This window comes from Montanilutibacter psychrotolerans, from assembly GCF_003719825.1.
Taxonomy (GTDB): Bacteria; Pseudomonadota; Gammaproteobacteria; order Xanthomonadales; family Xanthomonadaceae; genus Montanilutibacter; species Montanilutibacter psychrotolerans.
This window is the reverse complement of sequence record NZ_RIBS01000002.1, coordinates 649341-662782: the sequence shown is the minus strand read 5'-3', so window position 1 is coordinate 662782 and position 13442 is coordinate 649341. Positions and strand designations below refer to the sequence as shown.

Here is a 13442-nt window from a genome sequence, read left to right as displayed (position 1 = left end):
GGTCGCCATGCAGCCGTTGCTGAAGATCCGCGCCGAGCGCGACCAGATGTCGGCGATCGAACGCCGCATCGCCGATTACATCCTCGAGAACTCGCACCTGCTGCGCGACTACTCCTCGCAGCAGTTGGCCAACGCGCTGGGCATCAGCCAGTCGAGCGTGGTGAAGTTCAGCCAGAAGCTGGGATTCAAGGGCTATCCCGACCTCAAGTACTCGGTTGGCGAAGCGATCGCACGCGGCACCGGCAACGGCGGCGATGATGCCGTCGGTGCAGGGCCAGGCCCCTCCGGCCCGCATGCCGCCATCGCCGAGAACCTGTGGCAAGGCAAGGCGCGCGCCGAAGAAGAAACCCGCCTGATCAATCCTCCGGCCAGCATCGATGCCATCGCCGCCGAGATCCATGGCGCACGCCGGATCTTCGTCATCGGCCTGGGCCAGGACGGCATCCCGGCGCGTGCGTTCGCGATGCGGCTCTCGTTGGCCGGCATCCTGGCCGTGCACCACGTCGATCCGGTGCTGATGGCCGCCAGCACCTCGACCGCCGACGCACGCGACCTGCTGCTGGCGTTCTCCGAGCACGGCCGGCAAGCCGCGCTGTGCCACGTCGCCCGACAGTTCCGCGAGCGCGGCGGCAAGGTGGTGTCGGTCACCCGGCACACGGCCAATCCGCTGCGCGCACAGGCCGGCGCCTCGCTGCTGGTGTCGGCGCACGACGAACGTGCGCACATCGAACCGCTGCTGTACCAGTCGGCCTTGCAACACCTGCTCGACCTGATCTTCGTGCTGGTGTGCGAGGCCGGCGCGGGCCGATTGGGCGAGTTGGCCGCAAACGTCGAACGCATCCAGGACATGCTCGACGACTAGGGTCAGACCCTCATCTGTCCGGCATAGTGCACGGCAGCCACCCTCGCCTTCGCCGCACGGAGTTCCGCCATGTCCGTCATCGCCTCGCCGTTGCGTCCTTCGTCGACAACCATTCGTTGGCCGATGGTTGCGATGGCGGTCGCGCTGGCGATGCTGGCCGGCGGCTGCCGCAGCCTGGCCGATGGCGATGCCGCCACCGGGCTGCCGTGGTCGCGATCGACGCAGCTGGTACTGGTGACCACCGCGGACTGGGACGCAAGCCGGGGCACACTGCAGGCGTTCGAACGCGACGGCGACCAATGGCGAGCGGCCTCCGCGCCGGCACCGGTGGTAATCGGACGCGCTGGATCGGCCTGGGGCAGCGGCCTGCACCCGGCGCAAGGCGGCCCGGCCAAACGCGAAGGCGACGGCCGCGCACCGGCCGGCGTGTTCCCGATCGGCAGCGCATTCGGCTACGCGTCGGGCGTCAGCACCGCGCTGCCGTACCGCGCGATGCGCGCGTCGGACTACTGCATCGATGTCAGCCAGTCGCCGCTGTACAACCGCATCGTCGACAGCGACCAGGTCGGTGCCGCGGCGGTGGCCGGATCCACCGAGCCGATGCGCCGCGACCTGCACGCCAACGGCGACCAGCGCTACAAGCTCGGCTTCGTGATCGGGCACAACGCTGCAGGTGCCGCCGACGCGGGCAGCTGCATCTTCGCCCACCTGTGGAAAGCCGCCGACGAGGCGACCGCTGGCTGCACGGCGATGGACGAGGCGACAATGCGCTCGCTGCTGGGCTGGCTGCGGCCGCAACACCAGCCCGTGTTCGTGTTGCTGCCAAAGCCCGAGTACCAGCGCCTGCGCTCCGGCTGGGCGCTGCCCTCGCCGACACCGCGCTGACACGCTCTCGCCCCCCTACAAGCAGGAAGCCCGACCGTGTCGATGACCACCCGCGTGTTGCTCGGATTGATCGGCGGGGCCGTGATCGGCCTCGCCCTGGCGATCGGAAATGCCGACCTTGCCGCCAGCGCCGCCGCGGTGGCCGAGCCCGTCGGCCGGCTGTGGTTGAACGCCTTGCAGATGACGGTGGTGCCGCTGGTCGCGGCGCTGGTGGTGGTGGGCGTCAACACGGCACAGGACGCCGCCGCATCCGGACGCACCGCGCGCCGCGCGATCGTCTGTTTCCTGGTGCTGCTGACGGCGGCATCGGCATTCGCCGCCGTGGTTGCACCGTTCCTGCTGTCGTTGCTGCCGCACGATCCGCAGCTGTCGCAAGCGCTTCAGGCCGCGACCGCAGCGCCCGCCGCCGCGGCCACGCCCACCACGCTCGGCGACTGGTTCACCGCGATCATCCCCAGCAACGCGATCGCCGCCGCCGCGCAGAGCGCCATGTTGCCGCTGGTGGTGTTTGCGCTGTTCTTCGGTTTCGCGCTCACGCGCGTCGATCCCGCCCGCCGCACGCGTCTGCTCGAGCTGGTGCAGGCCATCGCCGACGTGATGATCGTGATCGTGCGCTGGGTGCTGTGGGCCGCGCCGCTGGGCGTGTTCGCGCTGGTGCTGGTGGTCTGCGCGCGGGTGGGCACCGGCATGCTCGGTGCGTTCGGCTACTACATCGTCATGCAGTGCGCGCTGTACCTGGCGGTCACCGCAATGCTCTACGCCGTGGCGGTGCTGGCCGGGCGCGAGTCGCTGCGGCGCTTTGCCAGCAGCATCCTGCCGGCACAGACCATTGCCGCAAGCACGCAGTCCTCGCTGGCATCGCTTCCGGCGATGATCGAGAGCGCCAGCGCTCGGCTGGGTTATCCGCTGACCGTGACCTCGCTGGTGCTGCCGATGGCGGTGTCGCTGTTCCGCATCACCAGCCCGGTGCAGTACATCGGCGTCGCGGCCTTCATCGCCTGGGCCTACGGCATCGACCTGACCAGCGCGCAGCTGGCCGCCGGCGCCGCGTTGGCGGTGGTGATCAGCATGGGCTCGGTCGGGTTGCCGGGACAGGTCAGCTTCATGGCCACCAACATGCCCGTCACCCAGGCGATGGGCCTGCCGGTCGAACCGCTGGGGCTGCTGCTCGCGCTGGACACGATCCCCGACGTGTTCGCCACCGTCGGCAACGTCACCGCCGACCTGACGGCCACCAGCGTGGTCGCACGCGGACCGCGCGCGCAGCCGGGCACGGCGCCGGCGGCCGTCGTCGGCGATGCGGGCGCGGACTAGCCGATCGGGCGCCGCGATGAAGGCATCCAAACGATGAAGGCATCCCTCCGTCGCCTCGGCATGTGCACGCTGCTGTTGCCGACCGCCGCCGGCGCGCAGTCGGTAGGCGGCGATGCCGCGCCGCGCCCCGCCGTGCAACTGCCCGGCGTGGTGGTGACCGCGACGCGGCAACCCTCCGATGCCCTGCTGGTGCCGGCGGCCATCGACGCGATCGACGCGCGCGACATCCGCCGCGCCCAGCCCACCATCAACCTGTCCGAGTCGCTGCAACGCATTCCCGGGGTGGTCGCGCGCGATCGGCAGAACCACGCCCAGGACCTGCAGATATCGATCCGCGGCTTCGGGGCGCGATCCACCTTCGGAGTCCGCGGCGTGCGCCTGTACACCGATGGCATCCCCGCGACCATGCCCGATGGGCAAGGTCAGGTCTCGCACTTCGCGCTGTCCTCGGCCGAGCGCATCGAGGTGCTGCGCGGCCCGTTCTCGGCGCTGTACGGCAATGCCTCCGGCGGCGTCATCGAACTGTTCAGCGCGCCGCCACCGGCCGATCGCGAGCTGGAGGCCGGCGGCGTCGGCGGCAGCGATCGATTGCGTCGCACATGGCTGGGCCTGCGCGGACCGCTGGACGCAAGCGGCACGCACGGGTTTTCCCTGGACACTTCGCAGGTGGACGTCGACGGATACCGCGACCACAGCACGGCGCGGCGTCGCAACGCGCAGGCAATGGTCAAGGGCCAGGCCAGCGACGACACGCGCCACACCCTGCTGTTCAATGGCGTGGACATCGTCGCCGACGACCCGCAGGGCCTCACCGCGGCCGAGCTGGCCGGTGACCGGCGTGCGGCCAGCCCGAACTCGCTGCGTTTCGATGCCCGCAAGACCGTGCGCCAGCAGCAGGCCGGCGCACGCTTCGAGCACGCGCTGTCGCCCGCGCACACGCTGACGTTCACCGGCTACGCCGGCAATCGCCAGACCGCGCAGATGCTGACCGTGCCGGTCGCGGTGCAGGCACCGGCCAGCCACGGCGGCGGCGCGATTGATCTGGATCGCGACTACCACGGCGCCGACCTGCGCTGGAACTGGTCGACGCAATGGTTCGCGCGGCGGTTGTCCGTGGTTGCCGGGTTGCAGCAGGAAACCTCGCAGGAAGCGCGGCGCGGCTACGAGAACTTCGTGGGTAGCCAGCTCGGCGTGCGCGGCGCACTGCGGCGCGACGAACGCAACCGCGTCACCAGCGTCGATCAGTACCTGCAGGCGCAGTGGCAATGGCACGAGCGCTGGGGCCTCAACGTCGGCGCCCGCCACAGCCGCGTGCGCTTCCGTTCGCGTGACCACTACATCACCCCGGGCAACCCCGACGACAGCGGCTCGCTGTCGTACTCGCGCACCTCACCGGTGGCCGGCCTGCTGTTTCGCGCGACGCCATGGCTGAGCCTGTACGCCAATGCGGGCAATGGGTTCGAGACCCCGACGTTTGCCGAGCTGGCCTACCGCGCCGACGGTCGCACCGGCCTCAACGACGGCCTGCGCGCGGCGCGCAGCCGCAACCTCGAAGCCGGCCTGCGCGCGCGACGCGGCGATCTGGCGTACTCGGCCGCGCTGTTTCACACGCGCACCGATGACGAACTGGTGGTGCTGTCCAACCAGGGCGGGCGCAGCGTGTTCGGCAATGCCGGCCAGTCGCGCCGGCGCGGTGTCGAGTTGGCGGTGTCGCACCGGATCGCGCCGGCTTGGCAGTACGCCGGCGCCTACACCTTTCTCGACGCGCGCTATCTGGAGGACGTCGCCATCTGCGCCACGCCGCCGTGCGCGTCGGGCGACCGCCTGATCGAAGCCGGCCGACACCTCCCGGGCCTGTCGCGGCACACCGCATGGGGCGAATTGCGCTGGAGCCCGGACCCGCACCTGGACGTGCTGCTGGAGGGCCGCTTCGTCGATCGCGTGTTCGTCGACGACCGCAACAGCGCCCAGGCACCGGCCTACGCCACCCTGGATCTCGGCATCGAGCGGCGTTTCGAGGCGGTCGGCCTGCAATGGCGCGGCTTCGCCCGTCTCAACAACCTGTTCGACCGCCAGGTCATCGGCTCGGTCATCGTCAACGAAGCCAGCGGCCGTTACTTCGAGCCGGCGCCGGGTCGCAACTGGGTGCTGGGGCTGTCGGCAACACGGGCGTTCAAATAGCCCGGCGGGCGACGCTTTCCTCCTGGCGCGCGAACCTGCCCCGCCAGCGACAGCCCCCGCCCACTCCCTCGCGCCACGCCCCGTCCTCGCGCTCCGCCGGGCATCGCTTCGCTCGGCCCGATCCATGCAGACGTAGCCGCTGGGGGCCGGGGTGGTCCGCCCGGCCTGCGATCCAGACGACGGCACATCCGGCGTGGAATCGGCCGTCTCAGCCACTGCGACGACGCCCCGTCAGGCTGGCCGTGACGCGGCTGGCCGCCCCCGGCCCAACCGATTACCGGTACCTCGCCACGCCCGGAATTGACTAATATTAGTCACATGCCCTCACTTACCGCCAAACAGCACGCCATCCTGGCCTTCCTGCGCGAACGCATCGCCACCGACGGCGTGCCGCCGAGCCAGTGGGAGATCGCCGCGGCGTTCGGGTTCAAACAAAACGCGACGGCCAACTACCACCTGCGCGCGCTCGAACAGGCCGGCGCCATCGCCCGTACGCCGGGACAGGCGCGCAGCATCCGCGTGGTCGGCGCGCCGGTGGGTTCGCGGTCGTCGCGGGGGCCATCGCAGCGCAGCCTCGCCCCTGCCCGCACCGGGCAGCTCGACCTGGCCGTGCTCGGCCGGGTCGCGGCCGGTGCGCCGATCGGCAACGACACCAGCCCCATCGACGAAGGGGCCGTCGCCTGGGTGACGATCAGCCGCTCGATGTTCTCGCCGACGCCGGACTACCTGCTGCGGGTCGAGGGCGACTCGATGCGCGACGACGGCATCTTCGACGGCGACCTGGTGGCCGTGCGTCGCGCCAGCGAAGGCCACCACGGCCAGGTGGTGGTGGCGCGTATCGACGGCGAGGTCACCATCAAGCGCCTGCAGCTGACCGCCACCGGCATCCGCCTGCTGCCGCGCAATCCCGACTACGCCGCGATCGACGTGCCCGCCGATGCCGACTTCGCCATCGAAGGCATCTACTGCGGCCTGGTGCGCTCGGCCTGATGGACAGGGTGGCCGCTCTCGATGCGCTGATCGACGGTACGCCGTCCAACGGCCGGAAGATCTGGCGTGGGCATTCGCCGGCACCGGCCTCGACGGCCTTGCCCAGCGGCTGGCCGGAGCTGGACGCGGCACTGCCCGCCGGCGGCTGGCCGGAGGCGGCGCTGACCGAGCTGCTGCTGCCCGCCGATGGCGTCGGCGAGTTGGAACTGCTGTGGCCGTTGCTGGCGCGGCTGTCGCAGGACGGCGCCGCGCCAGGCAAGCGGGCGCTGGCCAACGCGGCGTCGATGGTCAGTGGGCTCACCCCGCAGCAGCCCACCGCGCCAGTCCGCGCCACGCGGGCGAAATCCCCGCCCGATGCCCGCCCGATCGTGCTGGTCGCCCCGCCCTGGCTGCCGTTCGCACCGGCCTGGCAACGTGCCGGGGTGCAGTTGTCGCGCCTGCAGGTAGTTACCGCCGACCCGCGCGATGCGCTGTGGGCCGCCGAGCAGTGCCTGCGCTCGGGCGCCTGCGCGGCGGTGCTGTGCTGGCCGGTGCAGGCCAACGATCGCGCCCTGCGCCGGCTGCAGGTGGCCGCCGAAACCGGTCAATGCCCGGGCTTCGCGCTGCGCCCGGCGAAGGCCGCGTTGAACCCGTCGCCGGCGGCGCTGCGCATTGCGATCGAACCCGCGCATGGCACGCAACCGCGCCAGCTGCGCGTGCTCAAGTGCCGCGGCGGAATGGCGCCGACACGGCCGGTGCCGTTCCCGCAGCGCGAACGTCCGCAGTCACCGCCCCCCGCCCCGCGTCCCGCCTGCGCACCGGTCATTGCCCTCCCCCGCACCTTCCTGGCAGCCACCGTCGGCCCGTTGCGCAGCGTCGCGCCATCCCATCCCACCGCGCCGCTTTCGGTCGTGCCGGTCACACCGGCCGCCTCGCGTGCTCCCGCGTCCGGCCTCCGGCATCCCGCACCGGCCGTGCGACCGGTGTCCTGAGGGCACGGCGATGCAATGGGCCTGCCTGCTGCTGCCGCAACTGGCGCTGGATGCGGTGCTGCGCCAGCACCCCGCGCCGGACCAGCCGCTGGTGCTGGTCACCGGCCCCATGCAGCGGCGCGTGCTGCATGCGGTCAATCCGGCCGCGCGGGCGCTGGGCCTGCGTCCTGGGCAGTCGATCGCGGCGGCGCAGGCACTGGGCGGCAACTTCGCCATGACCGAGTTCGATCCCGAAGCGGCCGCGCGCGCGCGGGCGTTGCTGGCGGCCTGGGCGTACCGCTTCAGCTCGCAGGTCAGCACCGATTTCGCCCACGCGCTCGTGCTCGAGGTGGGCCACAGCCGGAATCTGTTCGGACCGTGGCCCTGCCTGCAGCAGCGGCTGCACGACGAACTCGTCGAACTGGGCTTCCGCCACCGCATCGTGGCCGCGCCCAACCCGCATGCCGCCCGCGTGCTGGCCAATGTCCACGACGGCCTCGCGCTTGACGACAACACGCTGCTGGCCGGGCTGGGGGCTTTGCCGGTCGAACGTGCCGGGCTGGATCGCGACACCGCCGATGCGCTGGCGCGCATGGGTCTACGCCGGCTGCGACAGGTGTTCGCCCTGCCGCGGGACACCCTGGCGCGGCGCTTCCCGGAAAGCGTCCTGGCGCAGCTGGATGCGCTGCGCGGCCAACCGGCCCCGCCGCTGCGCTACTACCGGCCACCGGACCGGTTCGACCAGCGCATCGAGTTCGAACAGGAAATCGAATCCAGCCAGGCGCTGCTGTTCCCGTTGCGCCGGCTCAGCGCCGATCTGGCCGCGTTCCTCGCCGGCCGCGATGGCGGCGTGCAACGCTTCAGCCTGCTGCTGGAGCACGAACGATGCGCCGACAGCGAGGTCGTGGTCGGCCTGCTCGCTGCCCAGCGCGATCCGGCGATGCTGTTCGAACTCGGTCGCGGCCGGCTCGAACAAGCCAGCGTGCCGGCGCCGGTGCGTGGCTTGCGGCTGGTCGCCGAGGAGCTGCCCGCGTTCGTGCCGGCCGGGCGCGACCTGTTCGATCCACGCCCGCAACAGGCCGTGCCCTGGCAGCAACTGCGCGAACGCCTGCGCGCGCGGCTCGGCGACGAGGCGGTGCAGGGCCTGGCGCTGCATGGCGACCATCGACCCGAACTGGCCTGGCGCGCGCAGGCGGATGTCAGCCACGTCGACACCTCGCGTCCGCGACCGGGATGGCTGTTGCCGCACCCGGTGCCGTTGCGCGACCCGGCGCCGCGGGTGCTGGCAGGCCCCGAGCGCATCGAGTCGGGCTGGTGGGACGACAACGACGTGCGTCGCGACTACTACCTGGTCGAAACCGCCAACGGCCAACGCGCCTGGGCCTGGCGTCCGGTCGGCGGCCACGGCCCGTTCATGCTGCACGGCTGGTTCGCATGAACGACCGGCCGGACAACGGGTTTCCGGACAACGACTGGCCGGACTACGCCGAACTGCATTGCCTGTCGGCTTTCAGTTTCCAGCGCGGCGCGTCGATCGCCAGCGAGTTGTTCGCACGTGCGCGCGAACTGGGCTACCGGGCGCTGGCGATCACCGACGAATGCTCGCTGGCCGGGATCGTGCGTGCGCACGAAGCCGCGCGCGAAACCGGCGTGCGGCTCATCGTCGGCAGCGAAGTGCGCGTGGAAGACGGGCCCAAGCTGGTGCTGCTGGTCGCCGACCTGGCCGGCTATGCCACGCTGTGCCGGCTGATCACCCTGGCCCGCCGACGCGCCGGCAAGGGCGAGTACCGGCTGCTGCGCGAAGACTTCACCGACCTGCCCGACGGCCTGCTCGCCTTGTGGATCGCCGATGGCGATGGCGATGACAACGACGACGGCGACGACCGCGCCAACAACCGCCACGCGCGGTGGTTGAAGCCACTGTTCGCCGACCGGCTCTGGCTGGCGGTCGAGCTGCTGCGAGGCCCCGATGACGACGCCCAGCTGGCGGCGCTGCGTCGCCTGGGCGCGCGCCATGGGCTGCCACTGGTCGCCACCGGCGACGTGCACATGCACGTGCGCCGTCGCCGCGCCCTGCAGGACACGCTGACGGCCATCCGCCACCACACCACCATCGCCCAGGCGGGTCATCGCCTGTTCGCCAACGGCGAGCGCCACCTGCGCACACGCCAGGCGCTGGCAGCCATCTATCCGGCCCCGCTGTTGGCCGAATCGTTGCGCATCGCGGCGCGTTGCGATTTTGCGATGGACCAGATCCGGTACGAATACCCGCGCGAGCTGGTGCCGGCCGGGCAGACGCCCGCGTCGTGGCTGCGCACGCTGGTCGAGGACGGCGTCCGCTGGCGCTGGCCCGAAGGCCCCAGCGACAAGGCGCGCAAGCAGATCGAGGACGAGCTGGCGCTGATCGGCGAGCTGAACTACGAGTCCTACTTCCTGACCGTGCACGACATCGTCCGTCACGCACGCAGCCTCGGCATCCTCTGCCAGGGGCGCGGCTCGGCGGCAAACTCGACGGTCTGCTACGCGCTGGGCGTGACCGAGATCGACCCGTCGAAGATGGAGCTGCTGTTCGGGCGCTTCATCTCGCGCGAACGCGGCGAGCCGCCCGACATCGACATCGACTTCGAACACGAACGCCGCGAGGAAGTGCTGCAGTACGTGTTCGATCGCTACGGCCGCGAGCGTGCCGCGCTGACCGCGGTGGCCACCAGCTACCGCGGCCGCAGCGCGATCCGCGATGTCGCGCGGGCACTGGGCCTGCCTCCGGACCAGGTCAACGAGCTGGCCCAGACCATGGACCATTGGGGCGGGCACGCACCGATCCCGGCCTACCTGCGCGAGCGCGGCTTCGATCCGGACGCGCCGATCATGCAACGCGTGATCACGCTGACCGGCGAGTTGATCGACTTCCCGCGCCACCTCTCGCAGCATCCGGGCGGCTTCGTGATCTCCGAGCACCCGCTGCACACCCTGGTGCCGGTGGAAAACGCCGCGATGGCCGGGCGCACCGTCATCCAGTGGGACAAGGACGACCTCGACACCCTCGGGCTGCTCAAGGTCGACTGCCTGGCGCTGGGCATGTTGACCGCGGTGCGCAAGACACTGGAGATGTTGCGCCGCCACGGCCGCCGCGATTTCACCGGCATCGCCCAGCTGCCGGCCGAGGACACGGCGACGTACGAGATGATCGGTCGCGCCGACACGGTGGGCGTGTTCCAGATCGAATCGCGCGCGCAGATGGCGATGCTGCCGCGGCTGCGGCCCAAGAACTTCTACGACCTGGTGATCGAGGTCGCGATCGTGCGTCCCGGGCCGATCCAGGGCGACATGGTGCATCCGTACCTGCGTCGCCGGAACGGACTGGAGCCGGTCGAATACCCGCCGCAACTGGAAACCGTGTTCAAGCGCACGCTGGGCATCCCGCTGTTCCAGGAACAGGTGATGCAGCTGGCGATCGCCGCCGCCGGCTACAGTGCCGGCGAAGCCGACCAGCTGCGGCGTTCGATGGCCGCGTGGAAGCGCCGCGGCGGATTGGAGCCGCACCGCGAGCGGCTCACCCAGGGCATGCTCGAACGCGGCTACACGCGCGAGTACGCGCAGCGCCTGTTCGAACAGATCAAGGGGTTCGGCGACTACGGCTTTCCCGAATCGCACGCCGCCAGCTTTGCGCTGGTCACCTACGCCAGTTGCTGGCTCAAGTGCCACGAGCCAGCGGCGTTCACGTGCAGCCTGATCAATTCGATGCCGATGGGGTTCTACTCGCCGGACCAGTTGCTGCAGGACGCGCGGCGCCATGGCATCCGCGTGTTGCCGGTCGATGTGCGCCACAGCGATTGGGATTGCGCACTGGAGTGGCTGAATGGTGCCGGCAGCGATACCGCGCCCGCCATCCGGCTCGGGTTCCGCATGGTGCAGGGCTTCGATGAGGACGTGGCCGGACGCATCACGGCCGCGCGCACGCGGCGCAGCTTCGACGATGTCGCCGACCTGTGCATGCGCGCCCACCTCGATCGTCGCCACCAGGCCTTGCTGGCCGATGCCGCCGCGCTGAAGGCCTTGTCCGGCCATCGCCATCGGGCGCGCTGGGAGGTCGCCGGCGTCGAACCGCAACTGCCGTTGTTTGGTCCGGTGCACGCGGCAAAGGAAGCCAGCGTGCCGCTGCCGATGCCGAGCATCGACGAAGACATGCGTGCCGATTACGCGTTGACCGGCACCACCCTGGGCCGCCATCCGCTGTCGCTGCTGCGCAAGGCGCTGACCGGCCGGCGTTGCCAGCGTTCGTCGCACCTGGCGCAGGTGGCTGACGGCAGCCGGGTGCGCATGGCCGGGCTGGTCCGCCTGCGGCAGCGTCCACAGACCGCCAGTGGCGTGACCTTCCTGACCCTGGAAGACGAGGACGGCATGGTCAACGTGGTGGTCTGGCGGCAACTGGCCGAGCGCCAACGCCGCGTGCTGCTGGAATCGCGCCTATTGGCCATCGACGGGCGCATCGAACGCGAAGACGGCGTCCAGCACCTGATCGCGCAACGGCTGGAGAACCTCAACGACCTGCTGGGCACATTCGAGACGCCATCGCGGGATTTCCACTAGATCCACGCGCTCCCGCAACCGCTGTCGCCTGGCGGTGCCATCGAACAAACCTGGCCCGGCGTTGCGAACGCCTGGTGGCAGGAAACCGTTCCGTATCCTAAACAGTCACAGCCATCGCAAACCCCCGCCTGGCCGCGCGGGAAAACAACATCGCGACGGCGGATCGACGTTTGTGAGCAGCTTCGCGTCGACAGATTCTGAATGGGCTGTTGGGCGACAGTGCGTCAGGCTGCCTCGGTAACCCGGGCTGCTGCGGGAATAATCTTCTTTACCTTGATTCGGAAGGACTTTTTTGCTTCCGCCAGGTCTCTTTCAGCTTGCATCCTCACCCAGAAGCCCGGCGTCGTGCCTAGCGCCTGAGACAGGCGCAGATCCATCTCCGCGCTGATACCGGCGGAGCCATTGAGAATTCGGGATAGGGTGACGCGGGCTACGCCGAGCTTCTTGGCTGCCTCCGTCGTCGTATGACCTTCCAGCCAATCGCGCAGAACTTCTCCGGGATGCGGCGGGTTGTGCATGAGGCTCATGGCACTCTCCTAGTCTAGTGATAGTCCTGATAGTCGACCAAGACGGCATCGCCGTCTTCGAACTTGAAGGTTAGCCGCCAGTTGCCGTTGACCATGATCGACCACTGATCCTTCAACTTCCCCTGCAGGGAATGTAGGCGCCAGCCGGGGACGTTCATGTCTTGGGGACCTGCCGCACTGTTCAAAGCAGTCAGTTGACGCCTGAGCCGCTCCTTGTGGTCGGCTTGGATCCCACGGGTCGTCCCCGCGTTGAAGAAGGCCTCAATTCCTTTGTGGCGGAAGCTTCGGATCATGGCGGCATTGTATCGTGTAACGATACACGCACCAACCGGAGGACAGCCGTGCCCAAGAAGCCACCCAGACTGAAGATTCGTTCGATCAACAATCGCTCGGCCGAACTGGCAGCAAAGGCGCTCGTGCCATTGATCCTGGGAGGACTTCGCAAGGAGGCGAGGGCGCAAAGACAGGGCCCACTCACTGGACGGAAATGGGCCAAAAACAGAATTGGCGTCGGGGGACCGATTCGACCCCCCGAAAAAGGCCAAAGAACCCAAACATGGGAAACAACATAAAAACCAGGGGCCCCGTTTCCGGTGCCCCTGGCGGTCGCGAAAGTGTTGCCGCGAGTAAACGTGGCGTCCCCACGGGGATTCGAACCCCGGTGTCCACCGTGAAAGGGTGGTGTCCTAGGCCTCTAGACGATGGGGACACGAAGAAATCGTGGCCGGGCCTGTGCCGGCGGCGGTCCCGGATTCGGGTCGCTGCGGCGATTGGTGGAGCCAGGCGGGATCGAACCGCCGACCTCCTGCATGCCATGCAGGCGCTCTCCCAGCTGAGCTATGGCCCCACGCGCGAATCGTGGATCTGGGTGTCGAGATGCCTCTACTGCCGGCACCATCGAGGTAAAGTGGCGTCCCCACGGGGATTCGAACCCCGGTCGCTACCGTGAAAGGGTAATGTCCTAGGCCTCTAGACGATGGGGACGCAGTAAAGCTGGCCTGTTACTACTTCAACAGCGAATTGGTGGAGCCAGGCGGGATCGAACCGCCGACCTCCTGCATGCCATGCAGGCGCTCTCCCAGCTGAGCTATGGCCCCACGTGACGCTGGTGAGCCGCAAATCTTAGGGACGGCCCCCGAGGCC

General features: G+C 69.6%; 9 protein-coding genes, 4 tRNA genes and 1 pseudogene. 8 read left to right on the top strand and 6 right to left on the bottom strand.

Going from position 1 to position 13442, the window contains the following annotated elements; genetic code table 11:
• Positions 1 to 7: 7 nt before the first annotated feature.
• The 8 genes and pseudogenes from EER27_RS06450 to EER27_RS06415 all read left to right on the top strand — a co-directional run bounded on the left by EER27_RS06450 (position 8) and on the right by EER27_RS06415 (position 11772).
• Positions 8 to 862 (top strand): MurR/RpiR family transcriptional regulator, encoded by an 855-nt coding sequence (locus EER27_RS06450; protein ID WP_123087177.1) that lies wholly within the window; start codon positions 8 to 10, stop codon positions 860 to 862.
• A 69-nt stretch (positions 863 to 931) separates the two neighbouring features.
• A complete protein-coding gene (locus EER27_RS06445) occupies positions 932 to 1747 on the top strand; it encodes a L,D-transpeptidase family protein (RefSeq protein ID WP_425480816.1) in 816 nt (271 codons plus the stop codon).
• Between the two features lie 36 nt (positions 1748 to 1783).
• Positions 1784 to 3061: a dicarboxylate/amino acid:cation symporter gene (locus EER27_RS06440; RefSeq protein WP_123087175.1), complete on the top strand. Its 1278-nt coding sequence runs from the start codon at positions 1784 to 1786 to the stop codon at positions 3059 to 3061.
• A gap of 33 nt (positions 3062 to 3094) precedes the next feature.
• On the top strand, positions 3095 to 5242 hold the full coding sequence (locus EER27_RS06435) for a TonB-dependent receptor family protein (RefSeq protein WP_223807200.1): 2148 nt from the start codon (positions 3095 to 3097) through the stop codon (positions 5240 to 5242).
• A gap of 318 nt (positions 5243 to 5560) precedes the next feature.
• Positions 5561 to 6232 (top strand): transcriptional repressor LexA, encoded by a 672-nt coding sequence (gene lexA / locus EER27_RS06430; RefSeq protein WP_123087174.1) that lies wholly within the window; start codon positions 5561 to 5563, stop codon positions 6230 to 6232.
• Positions 6232 to 6972: pseudogene (locus tag EER27_RS06425) on the top strand (hypothetical protein); the annotation flags it as partial. The gene lexA and the pseudogene EER27_RS06425, both read left to right, overlap by 1 nt.
• A 241-nt stretch (positions 6973 to 7213) precedes the next feature.
• A complete protein-coding gene (locus EER27_RS17280) occupies positions 7214 to 8620 on the top strand; it encodes a Y-family DNA polymerase (RefSeq protein WP_223807199.1) in 1407 nt (468 codons plus the stop codon).
• Positions 8617 to 11772 (top strand): error-prone DNA polymerase, encoded by a 3156-nt coding sequence (locus tag EER27_RS06415; protein ID WP_223807198.1) that lies wholly within the window; start codon positions 8617 to 8619, stop codon positions 11770 to 11772. The genes EER27_RS17280 and EER27_RS06415 overlap by 4 nt, the downstream gene beginning before the upstream one ends.
• 224 nt (positions 11773 to 11996) lie before the next feature.
• On the opposite strand, the gene EER27_RS06410 is transcribed toward EER27_RS06415, so the two are convergent.
• The 6 genes from EER27_RS06410 to EER27_RS06385 all read right to left on the bottom strand — a co-directional run bounded on the left by EER27_RS06410 (position 11997) and on the right by EER27_RS06385 (position 13396).
• The gene (locus EER27_RS06410; protein ID WP_123087171.1) at positions 11997 to 12299 is read right to left on the bottom strand and encodes a HigA family addiction module antitoxin; all 303 of its coding nucleotides are present in this window, start codon (positions 12297 to 12299) and stop codon (positions 11997 to 11999) included.
• Positions 12300 to 12313: 14 nt separating this feature from the next.
• Complete coding sequence (locus tag EER27_RS06405) at positions 12314 to 12592, bottom strand: type II toxin-antitoxin system RelE/ParE family toxin (protein WP_123087170.1); 279 nt, start codon at positions 12590 to 12592, stop codon at positions 12314 to 12316.
• A 340-nt stretch (positions 12593 to 12932) separates the two neighbouring features.
• Positions 12933 to 13008, bottom strand: a tRNA-Glu gene (locus tag EER27_RS06400).
• 62 nt (positions 13009 to 13070) lie between these two features.
• Positions 13071 to 13146, bottom strand: a tRNA-Ala gene (locus tag EER27_RS06395).
• A gap of 61 nt (positions 13147 to 13207) precedes the next feature.
• A tRNA-Glu gene (locus tag EER27_RS06390) sits at positions 13208 to 13283 on the bottom strand.
• A gap of 37 nt (positions 13284 to 13320) precedes the next feature.
• Positions 13321 to 13396: transfer RNA gene (locus tag EER27_RS06385), tRNA-Ala, on the bottom strand.
• Between the last annotated feature and the right edge of the window lie 46 nt (positions 13397 to 13442).

What these genes read in the sequence shown, in the direction of transcription:
- EER27_RS06450 (WP_123087177.1), top strand. Translation starts at nt 8, where the DNA reads ATGCAGCCGTTGCTGAAGATCCGCGCCGAGCGCGACCAGATGTCGGCG.
- EER27_RS06445 (WP_425480816.1), top strand. Translation starts at nt 932, where the DNA reads ATGTCCGTCATCGCCTCGCCGTTGCGTCCTTCGTCGACAACCATTCGT.
- EER27_RS06435 (WP_223807200.1), top strand. Translation starts at nt 3,095, where the DNA reads ATGAAGGCATCCCTCCGTCGCCTCGGCATGTGCACGCTGCTGTTGCCG.
- lexA (WP_123087174.1), top strand. Translation starts at nt 5,561, where the DNA reads ATGCCCTCACTTACCGCCAAACAGCACGCCATCCTGGCCTTCCTGCGC.
- EER27_RS17280 (WP_223807199.1), top strand. Translation starts at nt 7,214, where the DNA reads ATGCAATGGGCCTGCCTGCTGCTGCCGCAACTGGCGCTGGATGCGGTG.
- EER27_RS06415 (WP_223807198.1), top strand. Translation starts at nt 8,617, where the DNA reads ATGAACGACCGGCCGGACAACGGGTTTCCGGACAACGACTGGCCGGAC.
- EER27_RS06410 (WP_123087171.1), bottom strand. Translation starts at nt 12,299, where the DNA reads ATGAGCCTCATGCACAACCCGCCGCATCCCGGAGAAGTTCTGCGCGAT.
- EER27_RS06405 (WP_123087170.1), bottom strand. Translation starts at nt 12,592, where the DNA reads ATGATCCGAAGCTTCCGCCACAAAGGAATTGAGGCCTTCTTCAACGCG.